The following is a 17118-nucleotide window of genomic DNA, read 5'->3' on the forward strand; positions in this document are numbered from 1 at the left end:
TCAGTTCACCCCTGCCGTGGCGCCGGTCGTGCCGGCGGTTGCCTGTTCGACGGCGGCAGCGGCCTGGGCTGCGGCACGGCGGGCTTCGAAGGTGGGCCCCTCGGGGACGGAGGCAGGGCGGTTCTTGGCAAACTCCTCGCGGAGTGTGGGCAGGACGTCCGAACCGAACAGGTCCAGCTGCTCCAGCACTGTCTTCAGCGGCAGGCCTGCGTGGTCAACGAGGAACAGCTGGCGCTGGTAGTCGCCGAAGTAGTCGCGGAAGGCCAGCGTCTTTTCGATCATTTCCGCCGGGCTGCCCACTGTCAGCGGGGTCTGCGAGGTGAAGTCCTCCATGGAAGGGCCGTGGCCGTACACGGGGGCGTTGTCGAAGTACGGCCGGAATTCATTGACGGCGTCCTGTGAGTTCTTGCGGATGAAGAACTGGCCGCCCAGGCCCACGATTGCCTGCTCCGGGGTGCCGTGGCCGTAGTGTGCGTAGCGCTCGCGGTAGAGGTTGATCAGCTGGATGTAATGTTCCTTGGGCCAGAAGATGTTGTTGGCGAAGAAGCCGTCGCCGTAGTAGGCGGCAATCTCGGCAACCTGGGGGGTGCGGATGGCGCCGTGCCAGACAAAGGGGGCAACGCCGTCGAGCGGGCGGGGTGTGGAGGTGAAGCCGCGCAGTGGCGTGCGGAACTTGCCTTCCCAGTTCACCACTTCCTCATCCCACAGGCGGCGCAGGAGGGCGTAGTTTTCCACCGTCAGCTCTACGGAGTCCTGGTTGTTCTTGCCGAACCAGGGGTAGACGGCGCCCATGTTGCCGCGGCCAAGGACGATGTCCGAGCGGCCGTCAGCCAGGTGCTGGAGGGTGGCGAAGTCCTCGGCGATCTTGACCGGGTCGTTCGTGGTGATCAGCGTGGTGGACGTGGAGAGGATGATCTTCTCAGTCTGCGCCGCGATGTAGGCCAGGATCGTTGAGGGGGAGCTGGGGTAGAACGGCGGGTTGTGGTGCTCGCCCGTGGCAAACACATCCATGCCAATGTCCTCGGCGTGCTTGGCGATGGTGGTGATGGCCTTGATCCGCTCGTGTTCGGTGGGGGTGCGGCCGGTGGTGGGGTCCATGGTGATGTCGCCAACACTGAAAATTCCGAACTGCATTTTTTGCTCCTCAGCCCACGGAAACACCGTGAGATATATGCGTTTGTATCTATTATATGGCTCAACCCGGAGGAGCGCCAAAATGTTCCCGGGCGAGGGGCAGGCGGGCCGGCATGGGCAAATCCCCGGCCGTGTTGCCTGCGGGCACTGGGATGCTCTTCAAGTCTTTGTTACGCATCTCACATCGACTGTCACGGTAAATGCCGTCTCGGCATCTGACCTCACAACGACTGCCGTCACAGCAACTCGTCCAATAAGTGCCAACTCGAATGGGGCGGGTCAGTCGGTGGCGGCGCGGCGGCCGCGGACCTTCGGGATCGCGCCTGTGGTCCAGTCCTCAAAATCAGCTGCCGGCTTCGCGGGCGTGGAGGTCGTGGACTCGTCGGGCGAATCTGCTGTCCCGGCTGCTGTGCCGCTGCGGGAAGCTGAGCCGCCTGTTTTCGCACCGCCTGATCCGGGGGAGTGGACGACCTTGAGCGCCTTGATGAGGTCGTGGCGTTCCTTGCGGCCTTCGACCAGGCGGTAGAGGACGGGAACGAGGATCAAGGTCAGCGCGGTCGAGGACACCAGGCCGCCCACCACCACGATGGCCAGAGGCTGGGAGATGAACCCGCCGCCACCCGTGAGCCCCAGGGCCATGGGTGTCAGCGCAAAAATGGTGGCAAGCGCCGTCATCAGGATGGGGCGGAGACGCTGGCGTGCCCCGTGCTCGATGGCGTCGGCGACGTTCATGGCGGGCCTGTCTCCTGAGGGCTGCCGGTATTGATTGATCAGGTCAATGAGCACGATGGCATTGGTGACCACGATGCCCACCAGCATCAACATGCCGATCAGGGAGGGCAAACCGAGCGGGATGCCCGTGATGAGCAGCAGGCCAATGGCGCCCGTGGCGGCGAAGGGGATGGACACCAGCAGGATCAACGGCTGGATCAGCGACTTGAAGGTGGCCACCATGATCACATAAACGATGGCAATGGCCGCCAGCATGGCCAGTCCAAGCTGCTGGAACGACTCCGCCTGCTGGGTGGCCGCCCCGCCAATCGTGGCGATGGTGCCGGCGGGCAGGGTGGTGGAATCCAGGCGCTTTTGCACCTCGGCACTCAGGGACCCGAGGGCGTCGCCTTCGGGCGTCACCGAGACGGTCGCCGTGCGTTGTCCGTTGGAGGAGGTGATCGTCAGCGGCGTCTGGACTTCCTCCACGCTCGCCACCTGTGACAGCGGCACCGGCCCGGCCGCCGTGGGAATCCTGGCTGCGGCCAGGGCTGCAACGGAATCAAACTTGGTGCCAAGGCCGATCTGGACCTTGTAGTCCGTGGTGTCGATGCGCACCGTCCCGCCGGGGACGGGACTGACAGTGGCGGCCAACAAGCCCGTGATTTGTTCTTCGTCGAGGCCCGCGGCCACGGCCTTGGCCCTGTCAACGCTCACCTGGACCACCGGCTGGGCGCCGCTGAGGTTGCTTTCCGCCGACTGTGCGCCGGGGACGTCCGCCATGGCCTTCACCAGGTCGTCGCTTGCCTGCTGCAGTTCTTCGCCGGTGGCCGCCTTGACGGTGATGTCCACGGTGTTTGAGGTGCCGAAGCCGCCGCCCTGGGAGCCGAGGCTGATCTCGCCTGCATCCTTGAGGCCGTCAACGGCCGTGCGGACAGTGTCCTGCAGCTTCACCTGGTCGGCTTCCGGATCGGTGATGACCTGGAACTGGGCGCTGGATGCACCCGAGGACAGCAAGGCTGAGAAACCTCCGGAGCCGTTGCCAACAGTGACCTGGACGTCCGTGACACCATCAATGCCGGTCAGTGCGGATTCAACTTTTTTTGCGGCCTCGTTGGTCACCTCGAGGCTGGTGCCGGCCGGCATGTCCTGCTGGATGCTCAGGCTGTTCTGGCCGGTGTCGCCCAGCAGGTTGGTGGGCAGCAGCGGGGTCATGGCCAGCGTTGCCGCCAGCACGATGCCGCCGGCAAGCAACGTCACCACGGGGTGTTTTTGCGTTTTGGCGAGGATTGGCAGGTAGCCGCGCTGCAGCCAGGAAGCGCGCTCCTTCTCTTCCACGGCGCTCAGCAGCGCCTTCCCGCGCAGGCCGGTGCCGCCGTCGTCCGCCGCAGTGTTCGCACTGAAGGCCCCACCTGCGCCGACTGCGCGCGCAGAACCCTCCGAACCAGCAGCACCGGCAGCCGTCGACTTCAGGAACCAGTACGCCAGCACCGGCACGATCGTCAGCGACACGAGCAGTGAGGCCAGCAGCGCGAACGTCACGGTGAGCGCGAAGGGGCGGAACAGCTCCCCGGCCAGGCTGCCCACAAAGGCGATCGGCAGGAACACGGCCACCGTGGTCAGCGTCGAGGCCGTGATGGCCGCCGCCACCTCGCGAATGGCGGCGAGGATGGCTGTCTTCTTGTCCTCGCCGTAGCTGAGGTGCCGCTTGATGTTCTCGATCACCACAATGGAGTCGTCCACCACGCGCCCAATGGCAATGGTGAGCGCGCCCAACGTGAGGATGTTCAGCGAATATCCTGTGGCCCACAGCCCGATGAACGTCACCAGCAGGGACAGCGGGATCGAGATGGCAGTGACGAGCGTTGAGCGCACCGACATCAGGAACAGCAGGATGACGACGACGGCGAACCCCAGTCCCAGCAGGCCCTCCACCGTGAGGTCGTGGATCGACTTTTCAATGAAGGGGGCCTGGTCCAGGACAGTGGTGAACTTGGTGTTGTGGCCCAGGGACGCCGTGATTTCCGGCAGGACGTCGGCGACCTGCTGCGAGAGCGAGACGGTGTCGGCGGCCGGCTTCTTGGTGATGGACAGCGCCAGCGTGGCCTTGCCGTTGGTGCGCGTGATCGAGGTGGTGGGGTCATCGGCCAGGGAGACGGCGGCAACAGAGGCAATCGTGGGAGCAACTGCGCCGGACGAGGCTGCCAGCGGCAGCGCCTCGACGGCGTCAAGGGAGTCAACCGGGCTGCCTGCTTGGATGGACAAGGTGGTGCCGTCGGTGCTCAGCGAACCCACGGGAACGAGGGCGCCGTTGTTGGCGAGGGCCTTGGCGATGTCGCCGGGATTCACCCCGGCGGCAGCCATCTTGGCCGGGTCCGGTAGGATCTCGATGTGCTGGGAGTTGGCGCCTGTCACATCGGCGCTGCGGACGCCGTCGATCTTCAGGAGCTTGGGAACTGCGATGCGCGCCAGGTCCGTGTTCAGCGCGGCAAGGTCCTGGTCGGAGGACACGGCCAGGAACACGATGGGGAAGTCCGCGATGCTGCCGGCAATGGGCTGCGGCTGAACCCCGTCGGGCAGGCGCTGGCTGACATTGGAGATGGCCCGGTCAATTTGGTTGCGGGCACGGTCCAAATTGGTGCCGTAGGTGAAGGCCAGATTGATGGTGGAGACGCCGCTGCGCGAGGTGGAGGTGCTGGATTCCAGCCCCTCCACCGCGTTCAGCGCAGCCTCAAGCGGTTCACTGACCTGTTTGTCGACGACGGCCGGGGAGGCGCCCGGCATGGCCGAGACCACCGTGATCTGCGGGAACTCGATGCTGGGGATGAGCTCCTGCTTGAGCGAGCCGAGCGTGATGACTCCGAAGACCATCGCAAAGATGGTGATCAAGGCGATCAGTGCCCGGTTGCCCAGCGACATTTTGGCCAAATTGAACATCAAAGAACTCCCACTGCCTTACGCCGGTCCCCATCCAGCCATGCGTGGGAACTTTAGGCTATGTCCGACTTCAACTGCAAAGAAGCTGCCGTGGCGGCCAGGCTCTTTTCAAAAAGTTCCGCATCGTCGTTCAGCTTCGTGCCATACGTTGGCATCATGCCGCGCAGCGAATCCTGCCACTCGAGCTTGAACTTGCGTGGGAAGCAACGCTGCAACAGCTCCAGCATAATCGGCACGGCCGTGGACGCTCCGGGGGAGGCGCCCAGCAGTGCGGAGATGGTGCCGTCGGCTGCCGTGATGACCTCGGTGCCGAACTGCAGCACGCCGCCCTTCTTGGCATCCTTCTTGATGATCTGCACACGCTGGCCTGCCGTGATGAGCTCCCAGTCGCCGCCGTCGGCTTCGGGGAAGTACTCGTGGAGGGCCTCCACCTTGCCGGCGCGGGACTTGGTGACCTCGCTGACAAGGTACTTCACCAGGTCGAGGTTGTCCTTGCCCACAGCGAGCATGGGGATGATGTTGCCCGGGCGGATGGAACCGGGCAGGTCCATGTAGCTTCCAGTCTTGAGGTACTTGGTGGAGAAGCCGCCGTACGGGCCGAACAGCAGCGAGCGCTTGCCGCCAACGTAGCGGGTGTCAAGGTGCGGGACAGACATGGGCGGGGCGCCGACGGAGGCCTGGCCGTAGACCTTGGCGCTGTGCTTGGAGGCGATCGTTTCATCGGTGCAGCGGAAGAACTGGCCGGAGACGGGGAACCCGCCGAAGCCCTTGCCCTCGGGAATGCCCGACTTTTGGAGCAGGTGCAGGGCACCGCCGCCGCTGCCGATGAACACGAACTTGGACTTGATCCGTCCTCGCTCGCCCGACGTCGGGTGCTTGAGCGAAACATCCCAGCCGCCGTCGGAGGTGCGGGCAAGGTCGGTGACTGTCGTGCCATAGTTCACTTCGACGCCGTTATTGCCCATGTAGCCGATCAGTTCACGGGTCAGGGAGCCGAAGTCGACGTCGGTGCCCTCGGCGGCGCGCGTGGCGGAAACCTTCTCCTGCGGGTCGCGGCCCTTCATGACCAGCGGGGCCCACTTGGCGATGGTCGCCGGGTCTTCGCTGTACTCCATGGAGGCAAAGACGGGGTTTGCCTTCAGCGCCTCGTGCCGGGCCTTCAGGAACGTCCGGTGCGCCTCGCCGATGACAAAGCTCATGTGCGGGACGGTGTTGATGAAGCCCTTGGGGGAGCCGATCAGCGATTCATCCACCAGGTGTGCCCAGAACTGGCGTGAGAGCTGGAACTGCTCGTTGATGTGGATGGCCTTCGCCGGGTTGACGGTGCCGTCCTTGCCCATGGGCGAGTAGTTCAGCTCGCAGAGCGCGGAGTGGCCGGTGCCGGCATTGTTCCACGGGCTGGAGGATTCCAATCCTGGCGTGTCGAGCTGTTCAAACAGCACGATCTTCCAGTTTGGTTCGAGTTGCTTGAGCATGGTGCCCAGCGTGGCGCTCATGATGCCGCCTCCGATGAGGACAACGTCAGCGTCTTTGGTGTTCGAAATGAAGGTCACAGTCAACTCCGGTAGAGGCTCTTCCTAGCGCTAGAAGCGTATCGCGGCAGGCGCTGGAAGCGTAAATCAAGGGCTCGTGCGGAGCCCCGCAATTCCCCGGACGACGCCGGATTTGCTCCGGACTGTGCCCTGCCGGACTCCCGCCGGGGCCTGGTTCCGGCACGGCGGGGTCCCGTTCCCGACGTCAAAGCGGCGACCGCTCGCTGCCAGGGCGCGCCAGCGGCGGGACTCCTGTCGGTGCGTCGGGCCACCTAGCCGGTTGCCGGGACCAGCTTTACATGGTTGAAAACCTCGTTGAGTACGGGGCTGAGCGGGTAGGAGGCGACCTTGTCCGAGAGTGCGATGGCCGAGATGGGGAAGGCGATCGGCACTGCCGGGACCGTGGCGGCCAGCTGCTTGCTGATGGCTTCGTAGGCGGCTGTCCGCTCCGGCCCGTTGGGCAGGCCGCGTGCCCGTGTGATCTTGGAGACCAATTGCGGATCGTCCATGCCCAGTTCGTCAGTCTGTGAGCCGAAGAGCGGTCCCACGAAGTTGTCGGGGTCGGCGTAACTGCCGTTCCAGCCGAGCAGGCTCAGCGCATGGTCGGTGTCGTTGGTGACGGCGTCGAGGTAGCCGTCGTTCCACGGGACGGGCACGGGCTTGATGTTGAAGCCGGCCGCCGTGAGCTCGGTGGCAATCTGGGCGTAGACCTTTTCCGGTGACGGCAGATAGGTCCTGGAGGTGTTGGTGGGGTAGTAGAACTTCAGTTCTTCGCCCTTGTAATTGGAGGCGGCCAGCAGGTCCTTGGCCTTTTGCGGGTCGTAGGGAATCCCTTCAACGGCGTTGTTGAAGCCGCTGAGCTTGGGTGGGATGAACTGGGCGGTGGTTGCCGTGCCGGCAATGAAGTAGCTGCTGGCCAGGGTGGCCTTGTCGATGGCCGCTGCGATGGATTGGCGCACTTTTTGGTCGGCCAGGACCGGGACCTTTTGGTTGATGCCCAGGTACATGACGGAGAAGGGGTCGCGCTGCAGGACCTGCTTGCCGCCCTTGATGAGTTTGTCAAAGTTGCTGGGCGTGACCGGGTCGAAGCCGTCAATGGAGCCGTCTTCCAGCGCCGCCAACCGGGTTTCCGGCTGTTCGAAGGTCTTGAAGTTCAAGGTGGCGATCTCGCCCTTGTCGCCCCAGTACTGTGGATTTGCCGTCATGGTGACAGCGCCGGGGGTGGCCGAGGCAAAGACGAAGGGTCCGGTTCCCACCGGGTGCAGCCCATAGCTGGAAACCTTGCTGGCGGAGAATGTCTTGTCCAGGATGTCGGCTGTGCCGGACTTTAGCGCCGTAGGGGAGGAGATGGCGAAGGCGGGCAGCGTGAGCGCCTGCAGGAATCCGGTGAGTCGCATTTTCAGGCCCAGCGTAACCTCCAGCGGTCCGTCAACCGTGCAGCTTTCGTACAGCGAGTTGTCCGCATCGTCGGAGAAGGCACGGAACACCTGCTTGAACATCGACGAGGTGCCGTCTCCCCGGGTGGCGGGCGTCAACGCGTACCAACGGTCAAAGTTGGCGCACACGGCTTCGGCGTCAAAGGCCGTGCCGTCATGGAACTTCACATCCGGGCGCAGCGTGAAGCTGTAGTCGAGGCCGCCGTTGAGCTCTTTCCAGCTGGTGGCCAGGCTGGGCGCCGGGGCACCCGTCACGGGGTCGATCGTCACCAGCCCCTGGAGCACCTGCCGGGTCACCCTGTACGACTCCGTGTCCGAGACCAGCGCCGGGTCAAAGCCCAGCGGGTCGGCGCCGGTGCCGAAGTTGAAGGTGGCGGAGGGGGCCTGCACCGTGGCCGGGGCGCTGGTGCCCGGGCCGGGGGCAGGGGGCGCTGTGCACGCAGTTGCTGCAAGAAGGACGACGGCGGTCAGGGCCACCGCGCGCCGGAGCGCCTTTCGCAGCGGGCCGGCAGGGCGTGGCACGTTTTAGTTCTCCTTGCAGCACGGACATTGCATCAGCCACTCATCATAGTGGGAGATTCTGTGGGCTCCCCCTGTACCGCGGCCCGGGTGGTCGCAAGCACCCGGGCAAGCCGGTAGTATTATTCATGCTTCAATGCACCGGCGCGAGTGGTGGAATTGGTAGACACGCAGGTTTTAGGTACCTGTGCCTTCGGGCGTAGGGGTTCAAGTCCCCTCTTGCGCACACAATAACAGGCCCCGCCAACGAGAGTTGGCGGGGCCTGTCTTGCCCGGGAGCGTTGGCGGTTTCAGGGCCGGGGTGCGAACGCGCCTGCGTGACTTCGCCCCGGGAGGGCACATCATTATCGGCCGGGGGCTGTTGCGGTCATTCGAGGGTGGCCGGCCATGATCGAATCACCGCAACAGCCCCCGCGGCTGGCCAATGTGTCCGTACTGTCGGCGAATGACCATTGCCGCCCCGCGACTGCCCGCCAGGCCCCTGCGGCGGGGCCGTCCGCTAGGCGGCGTCGACCTTCAGGTCGCGGCGCAGCTTGGCGACGTGGCCGGTGGCGCGCACGTTGTATTGGGCCAGCTCAACGTTGCCGTCGGCGCCAACGACGATCGTGGACCGGATCAAGCCCTCGTAGGTTTTGCCGTAGTTCTTCTTTTCGCCCCACGCCGCGTACGCCAGGGCCACAGCATGGTCCGCGTCGCTAAGCAACGGGTAGGTCAGCGCGTCGCGGGCCACAAACTTCTCCAGCTTGGCCACGGGGTCGGGTGAAATTCCGAGCACCTGATAGCCGGCCGACTCCAGCGAGGCCAGGCTGTCACGGAAGTCGCAGGCCTGTTTGGTACAGCCGGGGGTCATGGCCGCCGGGTAGAAAAACAAGATCAGCTGTCGGCCGGCATAGTCGGCAAGTGATGTTGTGCCGCCGGCGCTGTTGGTCAGTGTGAAGGCGGGGGCGGCATCGCCGGGGACAAGACGTTCGCTCATGAAAGACTCCTGTGGTCACCCCGCCAACGCCCGCAGGCGTGCCCGGGGTGGTCGTTTTGGGCACTCGCCCCAGCCTAATGGTTCGCCGCCGGGAGTGCTCATTTGCTCAGGCTCACTGCACCAGCACCTGCACCAGAAGCACGACGCCGGGCACCCCCGTGGGTGACCGGCGGCGCCGTCGTGCGTGGTTGTGCGGGCTGCGCATCAGCCGGACGTCCCGGCAAACAGCTCCGCCCGGGTGCTGGGATAGACAGGACTGATGGCCGGGCCGTTGTTGCGCCCGGAATTCTCCGGGTCAACAGGTGCCTGCCAGGAGACAGCAACCGAACCCGTGCCGGGATTCAGCCGCTGGTGGAGATCGTCGGCCAGGTGGGCGCGACCGGTTCGGCGCAGGTGCTCCATGTAGAGGACCGGGTCGTTGTACAGGGCTGGCCCGTTTTGCAGCGTTGTCTGCATGGGATCGGGCAGGGATCCGGGCATCCCGGCGTAGGTGTTCCACCAAACGGCCAGCTTCGAGCGCATCCGGTCCACGAGCTCCGGCTCCTCATCCAGCAGGTTGCGGGTCAGATACGGATCCTCCGTGACATTGAACAGGGATTCCCATTCCGCCCGGAACGCGCCCGGGTGGTAGGTGCGGATGTAGAGGTGGTCGCGGGTGCGCACGGCCCGCTGGTAGGTGTGGGCGCCATGGCCCAGGACAAGGTAGTCGCGGGAGGCAATCGGCAGTCCCCGGACGGCGTCGGCAAAGGATTCGCCCTGCCATTTTTCGGGGATGGGCAGGTCCAACAGATCGCAGATCGTCGGTGCGTAGTCAATGTTGTACAGCAGCGCGTCGCAGCCGGGCCCGGAGCCGGCACCTTCCGTGAGTCCCGGCCATTTGACCAGCAGTGGCAGGTGGTGGGTTGGCTCGCTGGCCAGCCCGTGCTCAGCGTAGGAGCCCTGCTCGCCAAAGGCCTCGCCATGGTCTGCACTGACCACAATGGCGACGTCGTCGGTCATGCCCATGGCCTGGAGGCCGTCGAGCAGGCGGCCAAATTCGCTGTCCCAGAAGTGGATGGCACCGTCATAGCCGTTGATGAGCTGCTCATAATCGGCGCGGGTGCGGATCTGTTGTGGGAAGTTGTGCGGCACCCGCCGTTCAAACAGGCCGTCGGAATACATGAAATCCAGGGCGGAACGGGGCCCGTAGATCTCCGCATGGCTGTCGATGGCAGCCTGGTCGGGCCATGCCGGTGCCGGCCCGGAGGCGGCGGCCTTGTCGGTCCATTCCTTGGTCTGGAGGTAGTCCATGTGTGGATCCCAGTACGTCAGGTGCAGGTACCAGTCGTCGGTGTCCTGGTGGCGCCCGATCCATTCCAGTGCCGTGTCTGTGACAATGTCTGCCGGCTCGTCGCCAACATCGGGGGTGGCGCGGATGCTTTCCCTGAAGTTGCCCAGGAAGTACCAGGCCCGGTGGCGTTCGGCAAAGGACGAGACGGCTGCCGTCAGGTATCCGTGGGCTCCCAGGTGCTGCCCGAGGAGGGGACGGCCCGTGACCAGGCCGTGTCCGGCGTCGGCCCTGAAGCGGGCGGCCTCGCCGTGGTGGCCGATCACGCCGTTGGTGATGCCAAACTGGCCGCTTGTCAGGGCGGTGCGGGAGGGCATGCAGGGGGAGTCGGAAGCGTAATAGCTCTCGAACCGGGCGGCGTCCCGGGCAAAGGCGTCGAGGTTGGGGGTGATGGGGCGTTGGTAGCCGTAGGGTCCGGTGTGGTCTGGGCGCAGGGTGTCCACGTCCACGTAGATGATCTTCACGCGCTCGTCACGTCCTGGTCCTGGGCATTTGCGTCCTGCACGTCTTGATCCTGCCCGTCGACGGCTGTCCCGGAACCCTGAAATTCGCCGAGTTGTTCGGTGAGTCGGGAGTGCGTCATTTCCAGCCACGTCAGGTAGGTGGTGCCCAGCAGGTAGGAACGCTCGCGGCCCAGCCGCACCAGCTCGCGGTGCCACAACGGGTCAATCGCAAACGCGGTGCTCGCCGGATCGATGTCGTCACTGTAGGCCTTCTCCCGCTGCTGCTTGCGGCGGTAGGCCAGTTCCGTGGTAAGCAGCCGCAGCGCCACATCGGGGCCCAGCACGCCCGTGAGCAGGAAGCGCATCTGGAAGTCAGAGTCCAGGGGCCGCACAGTGGGCTCATAGGGTGACAGCGCCCAATCGCGGAAGGTGGCAATCCCGGCCGGTGTCAGGCGGTAGACCTTGGCGTCGGGGCCGGAGCGGTGCTGGTCGATGATCAAGTCCACCCACCCCTTCTCCAGACACTTTGTCAGTTGCCGGTAGATCTGGGACGGCTGTGGGCTGTAGCCAAAGAAGGGACCTTCCTGCTGCAGCCACTTGTGCAGGTCGTAACCGGCCATGGGCGTGCGCACCAGATGGCCCAAGATAATGCATTCAAGTTTGTTTAGCACTGCTTGCCTCTCCTCCGACTATATGATTAGAATCATAGCCAACTTGTATACTCACCGCAAAGAGATGCAGTGAATGCGGGAAAAGTATTGATCAAAATACATAGTCGACAGATTGACGACAGCAATCGTCACCAAGCGTGGATCCAAAACAAGGGAGTTTTCGTGAAGGCACCAAAACGGATGTACCGGGCCCTGGCACTCGCCGCCACCGCCGCCATTTTTCTGTCCGGCTGTGGCGGTGCCAACACTGCCGGGGAGGACGGCGGCGGCAAGACGGTCACCACCTTGACCCTGGCCTCTGGCGTTGAGCCGCAGTCCATGGATCCGGCCATGTCCCGTGAAGCCCAGTTTGTGCAGTACTTCCAGCCGGTGTTCGACACCTTGATCCGCCGCAACAGCGACGGTGAGCCGGTGCCCATGCTTGCCACCAAGTGGGAGACGGCCGAGGACGGCAAATCCCTGACGCTGACACTCCGTGAAGGTGTCACCTTCACGGACGGGGCGAAGGTCACCGCGGAAGCAGTCAAGGGGAACCTGGACCGCTTCAAGACCACCGGCGGACCCCTGGCCGGTGCGCTCGCCGCCGTCGAAAGTGTTGACGCCGTTGACGCCGTCACGGTGAAACTGAACCTCTCCCAGCCGGACCCGGCACTGGTTTACGCCCTGGGTGGGCCCAGCGGCTACATTCAGTCACCGGCCAATTTCGACAGCCCCACCGTGGACACCCAGCCCGTCGGCTCCGGCCCCTACGAGCTTGACCGTGCGGCCACCACCCCGGGGTCGCAGTACACCTTTGTGCAGAACAAGGATTACTGGGACAAGGACCTGCAGAAGTTTGAAAAGATCGTCATCAAACCCATCAAGGATGAAAACGCCCGCTTCAACGCCGTCCGCTCGGGACAGGCCGATGGCATGATTGCCACGGCCAAGACCGTCAAGGCGGCCGAATCCGCTGGCGTTGAGGTCAAGATGGTATCTGGCGACTGGCAGGGCCTGAGCTTGTTTGACCGTGCTGGCACGCTGACGCCGGAACTCGCCAAGGTGGAGGTCCGTCAGGCCATCAACTACGCCATTGACAAGGAAGCCATCCTGAAGAATGTGGCCCAGGGCCTTGGCAAGGTCACCAGCCAGGTCTTCGGCACGGCGTCGGACGCCTACGTTGCGGAGCTGGACAACGCCTATGACTACGACGTCGACAAGGCCAAGTCGCTGCTGAAGGAGGCCGGCCTGGAAGGCGGCTTCACATTGAAGATGCCCACCTCCTCGGACATGGACCCGGCCCTGGCGCCAGCCATCAAGGACCAGCTGGCCAAGGTCGGCATCACGGTTGACTGGGTCGATATTCCCACGGCGCAGTACCAGGCCGAACAGCAGTCCGGGACCTACTCTGCGGCATTCACGGCCTTTGGCCAGCCTGTTGTGGCCTGGTCCGCCATCAGCGGCATGGTGACGGAGTCGGCTCCGTGGAACGTGTTCAAGTCCAGCACCCCGGAAACCACGACGTTGTTGGACGGCATCCTGGCCAGCAACGGCGAGGAGTCCACCGCCAAGCAGCAGGAGCTGAACAAGTACCTGGTGGACAACGCCTGGTTCTCGCCCTGGTACCGGATCGACCAGCCGTACTTCATCTCCAAGAACGTGACGGTGACGGTGCAGAACGGTCAGCCGGTGCCTTCGATCTACAACTTCGAACCGGCCAAGTAAACCGTATTAGCCACCTCCCGGCGTGGGGCGGACATTCCGCCCCACGCCCCGTTCCCAAGGATTCAGCAGTGATTTCCTATATCAGCCGCAGGATCGGCGCAGGGCTTGTGCTCGTTGCCTGTGCCTCGTTCATCGTTTTTGCGCTCATGCTCGCCAACAGCGGCCATGTGGCCCGCAACATCCTCGGTGACCAGGCGTCCCTGGAGCAGCTCGCCGCCAAGCAGGCCGAGCTTGGCCTGGACACCCCGCTCGTCGTCCAATACCTGCAGTGGCTCGGCCGTGCCGTCCAGGGCGACCTGGGCCAGTCCTGGTTCAACGCCGAATCCGTGGGCTACCTGCTGGCCAGCCGCGTCCCGGTCACCTTGTCCATCGCCGTGGGCACGGTGGTCGTCTCCACCCTGATCTCGCTGGTGATGGGTGTGGCCGCCGCCGTGTACCGCGGCTGGCTTGACCGCGTCCTGCAGCTGGTCTCGATCGCCGGGCTGGTCTTTCCCGGCTTTTGGCTGGCGCTGGTCATGGTTGTCAAGGTCTCCATTGAATGGGGGCTCGTTCCCGCCACCGGCTACATCACCTTTGGCGAATCACCCTTGGGCTGGATGCAAAGCCTGCTGCTGCCGGTCTTCTCGCTGGCCATCGGGGCCGTCGCAGGGCTCTCCCAACAGGTCCGCAGCGCCACCATCGCGGTCCTGGAAATGGACTATGTGCGCACCCTGCGCAGCCGCGGCCTGTCCGAATCCAGCATCCTGTTCCGCCACGTCATCCGCAACGCAGCCCCGCCCACATTGACGGTCCTGTCACTGAACTTCATTGCGCTCATGTCAGGGGCGGTCATGATTGAACGCGTCTTCGCCCTACCAGGCCTTGGCAGCATCGCCGTGGACGCCACCGGCGTCGGTGACATCCCCATCGTCGTTGGTGCCGTCGTGATCTCCGTTGTCATCGTTGTCATCGTCAACCTTGTCATTGACCTGGTCAATGGCTGGCTCAACCCGAAAGTGCGGTTGTCATGAGCCCCGACTCCAAACAAGCACCAGCAACAGCAGTGCCGCAGCCGGACAAGAGTGATGCGGCACGCCGCCAGAGCCTGTGGCGGCGCATCGCCGGTTCGCCCATGGCGGCCATCTCCCTGGGCGTCTTGGTGTTGGTGGTCCTGGCCGTCATCCTGGCTCCGCTGCTGACGCCTTTTGATCCCAACGCCGGCGACATCAGCATGGCCCTGCTGCCGCCTGGCGCCGAACATTGGCTGGGCACCGACAGTGCCGGCCGCGACGTCTTTGCCCGCATCGTCTACGGCGGCCGCATCACGCTCGGCGGCGCGGCCCTGGCCCTCGTCATCGCAGCAGCCATCGGCGTCACCACAGGCCTGTTCGCCGGCTACTTCGGCGGCAAGCTCGACTCCAGCGTGGACTGGGTCAGCAACTTGATCATTGCCCTGCCCAACATCATGATTCTGCTGGCCGTGCGCGCGGCCTGGGGCAGCAATGTGTGGCTGAGCATGAGCGTGTTCGGCATCCTCATGGCGCCGGGGTTCCACCGCCTCGTCCGTGCCATTGTCAGCGGCATCCGCAACGAACTCTACGTTGACGCCGCCCGCGTGTCGGGGCTGACCCTGACCCGCATCCTGGGCCGCCACGTCCTGGTCGCGATCCGCGCACCCATCATCATTTACGCCGCACTGGCCGGCGTCGTGGTCATTGGTGTGCAGGCGGGCCTGGACTTCCTGGGCCTGGGTGACGTCACGGTGCCCACCTGGGGGACCATGCTCAACGAAGCACTGGTCAACCTCTACATCGCACCCGGGCTCATGCTCTGGCCCGGCATCGCCCTGGGTGTGGTCAACGCCGCACTGATCCTGTTCGGCAACAGCCTCCGCGACGCACTCGAAGACCGTCCGGGTGTCAAGGCCCGAAAGCGCCGCCGTGCCTCCGCCCGCTCCCTGTCCAAGCACGACGTCGCACCCTCCCTGGGCGCAGACGGCGAGTTGGGCGGGGTCCCCGGCAATGAGACGATCCCGGCAGACAGTGTGCTGCTGGTGCGCAATTTGCAGGTGGGCTACCCCTCCGAGGACGGCTACAACACCGTGGTGAAGGGGATCTCCTTTGGTGTCCGCAAGGGTGAGGTCCTTGGCCTCGTCGGGGAGTCCGGCTCGGGCAAAACCCAAACCGCGTGGTCCATCCTGGGGCTGCTGCCCACGGGCGGGCGCATCCTGGGCGGCACGGTGGAAATTGCCGGGCAGGATGTGGCAGCCCTGTCGAAGAAAGCGCGGCGTGCCCTGCTCGGGAAGTCTGTGGCCTACATTCCGCAGGAGCCCATGTCCAACCTGGACCCGACGTTCCGCATTGGCTTCCAGCTGGTTGAGCCGATCCGCCGGCAGCTGGGGCTGGGCAAGGCCGAGGCCACGGAAAAGGCGTTGGCCATGCTGGCGCGTGTGGGCATCCCGGACCCGCAGCGCACCTTCGATTCCTATCCGCACCAGATATCCGGCGGCATGGCGCAGCGTGTGCTCATCGCCGGGGCCGTGGCCTGTGACCCGGATGTCTTGATTGCCGACGAACCCACCACCGCCCTGGACGTGACGGTGCAGGCCGAGGTGCTGGACCTGCTCCGCGAGTTGCAGCAGGAAAAGGGCATGGCGGTCGTGCTGGTCACCCACAACTTTGGTGTCGTCGCCGACCTGTGCGACAGGGTGGCCGTCATGAAGCTGGGCCGGATCGTGGAACAAAACGGTGTGGAGGAACTCTTTGCCGCACCCAAGGACCCGTACACGCGCATGCTGCTGGGCTCCGGACTGGAAAACAAGACACCCCGTACCCGGCTGCTTCCCGACGAAGCGGCAACCCTTGAGGAGGCGGCACTGTGAGCGCACCGTTGTTGGACGTCCAGAACCTGGTGACAGAGTTCCCCCGCCGCGGCTGGCGCAAGCCCCCGATCCGGGTCCTCAACAGCGTCAACCTTGACGTCAAGGAAGGGGAAACTGTGGGCCTGGTGGGGGAGTCCGGTTCCGGCAAGACCACCATCGGGCGCGCCGTCCTGGGCCTGGCCCCGGTGACAGGCGGAAAGATTGTCTTCGATGGGCAGGACATCTCCCATTTGAAGCCTGCGGCCCGCAGGGCCGTCAGCAAGGACATCCAGGTGGTGTTCCAGGATCCCTACACGTCGCTGAACCCGGCCATGACCATTGCCGACATCCTCTCGGAGCCACTGGTCGTCCAGGGCATGACGGGTGCCAAGGCCCGGGCCCGGGTTGCCGGGCTGTTGGACCGGGTGCAGCTGCCGGCCGACGCCGCAACCCGGTTGCCGCGTGAGTTCTCCGGTGGCCAGCGGCAGCGGGTGGCCATCGCCCGGGCCCTGGCCATGGAACCGAAGCTGATTGTGTGCGATGAGCCCGTTTCGGCCCTGGACTTGAGTACCCAGGCCCGCGTGCTGGACTTGTTCCTGGAAATTCAGGAGCAAACCGGCGTGGCTTACCTCTTCATCTCCCACGACCTGGCGGTGGTGCGCCATCTGAGCCACCGTGTCTGCGTGCTTTACCACGGCGACGTGGTGGAATTTGGCGACGCCGGGCAGGTCACTGACGACCCAGGCCATCCGTACACCCGCCGGCTGCTGATGGCATCGCCCGTGGCGGACCCGGCGCGGCAGCGGCAGCGGCGGGCGGACAGGCATGCCCTGGCGGCCGCTGCCGGAAAGTAGGCTTCCTGTGCGTACGCTGGAAGCCGTGACGCCGG

The 17118-nt window shown here is 64.8% G+C and carries 11 protein-coding genes and 1 tRNA gene; 5 read left to right on the forward strand and 7 right to left on the reverse strand.

The window, feature by feature from the left end:
- From AC1L6K_RS08470 to AC1L6K_RS08485, 4 genes are all read right to left on the reverse strand, one after another.
- A complete protein-coding gene (locus tag AC1L6K_RS08470; RefSeq protein WP_480952260.1) occupies nt 1-1134 on the reverse strand; it encodes a CE1758 family FMN-dependent luciferase-like monooxygenase in 1134 nt (377 codons plus the stop codon).
- 279 nt (nt 1135-1413) lie between these two features.
- Nucleotides 1414-4782, reverse strand: a complete 3369-nt coding sequence (locus AC1L6K_RS08475) for an efflux RND transporter permease subunit (RefSeq protein WP_480952261.1) — start codon at nt 4780-4782, stop codon at nt 1414-1416.
- A gap of 53 nt (nt 4783-4835) precedes the next feature.
- Nucleotides 4836-6335 (reverse strand): malate:quinone oxidoreductase, encoded by a 1500-nt coding sequence (locus tag AC1L6K_RS08480; protein ID WP_480952262.1) that lies wholly within the window; start codon nt 6333-6335, stop codon nt 4836-4838.
- Nucleotides 6336-6586: 251 nt separating this feature from the next.
- Nucleotides 6587-8272, reverse strand: coding sequence for an ABC transporter substrate-binding protein (locus tag AC1L6K_RS08485; protein ID WP_480952263.1), 1686 nt, complete (start codon nt 8270-8272; stop codon nt 6587-6589).
- A gap of 141 nt (nt 8273-8413) precedes the next feature.
- Here AC1L6K_RS08485 and AC1L6K_RS08490 point away from each other — a divergent pair.
- Nucleotides 8414-8495 (forward strand) — tRNA-Leu (locus AC1L6K_RS08490).
- A 273-nt stretch (nt 8496-8768) separates the two neighbouring features.
- Here AC1L6K_RS08490 and bcp read toward each other — a convergent pair.
- The 3 genes from bcp to AC1L6K_RS08505 form a co-directional block, all read right to left on the reverse strand.
- The gene (gene bcp / locus AC1L6K_RS08495; protein WP_480952264.1) at nt 8769-9245 is read right to left on the reverse strand and encodes a thioredoxin-dependent thiol peroxidase; all 477 of its coding nucleotides are present in this window, start codon (nt 9243-9245) and stop codon (nt 8769-8771) included.
- A gap of 204 nt (nt 9246-9449) precedes the next feature.
- On the reverse strand, nt 9450-11036 hold the full coding sequence (locus AC1L6K_RS08500) for a sulfatase family protein (RefSeq protein ID WP_480952265.1): 1587 nt from the start codon (nt 11034-11036) through the stop codon (nt 9450-9452).
- Nucleotides 11033-11686, reverse strand: a complete 654-nt coding sequence (locus AC1L6K_RS08505) for a PadR family transcriptional regulator (protein WP_480952266.1) — start codon at nt 11684-11686, stop codon at nt 11033-11035. The genes AC1L6K_RS08500 and AC1L6K_RS08505 overlap by 4 nt, the downstream gene beginning before the upstream one ends.
- 162 nt (nt 11687-11848) lie before the next feature.
- On the opposite strand from AC1L6K_RS08505, the gene AC1L6K_RS08510 reads away from it, so the two are divergent.
- From AC1L6K_RS08510 to AC1L6K_RS08525, 4 genes are all read left to right on the forward strand, one after another.
- Complete coding sequence (locus tag AC1L6K_RS08510; RefSeq protein ID WP_480952267.1) at nt 11849-13390, forward strand: ABC transporter substrate-binding protein; 1542 nt, start codon at nt 11849-11851, stop codon at nt 13388-13390.
- 68 nt (nt 13391-13458) lie between these two features.
- Complete coding sequence (locus AC1L6K_RS08515; protein WP_480952268.1) at nt 13459-14400, forward strand: ABC transporter permease; 942 nt, start codon at nt 13459-13461, stop codon at nt 14398-14400.
- Complete coding sequence (locus AC1L6K_RS08520) at nt 14397-16250, forward strand: dipeptide/oligopeptide/nickel ABC transporter permease/ATP-binding protein (RefSeq protein ID WP_480952269.1); 1854 nt, start codon at nt 14397-14399, stop codon at nt 16248-16250. The genes AC1L6K_RS08515 and AC1L6K_RS08520 overlap by 4 nt, the downstream gene beginning before the upstream one ends.
- On the forward strand, nt 16247-17083 hold the full coding sequence (locus AC1L6K_RS08525; RefSeq protein WP_480952270.1) for an ATP-binding cassette domain-containing protein: 837 nt from the start codon (nt 16247-16249) through the stop codon (nt 17081-17083). Before AC1L6K_RS08520 ends, AC1L6K_RS08525 begins: the two co-directional genes overlap by 4 nt.
- The last annotated feature ends 35 nt before the right edge of the window (nt 17084-17118 follow it).

It is taken from the genome of Specibacter sp. BI4, assembly GCF_056680095.1.

Excerpts from the sequence above, each read along its gene's own strand:
- AC1L6K_RS08520 (WP_480952269.1), top strand. The coding sequence starts at position 14,397 with ATGAGCCCCGACTCCAAACAAGCACCAGCAACAGCAGTGCCGCAGCCG.
- AC1L6K_RS08470 (WP_480952260.1), bottom strand. The coding sequence starts at position 1,134 with ATGCAGTTCGGAATTTTCAGTGTTGGCGACATCACCATGGACCCCACC.
- bcp (WP_480952264.1), bottom strand. The coding sequence starts at position 9,245 with ATGAGCGAACGTCTTGTCCCCGGCGATGCCGCCCCCGCCTTCACACTG.
- AC1L6K_RS08475 (WP_480952261.1), bottom strand. The coding sequence starts at position 4,782 with ATGTTCAATTTGGCCAAAATGTCGCTGGGCAACCGGGCACTGATCGCC.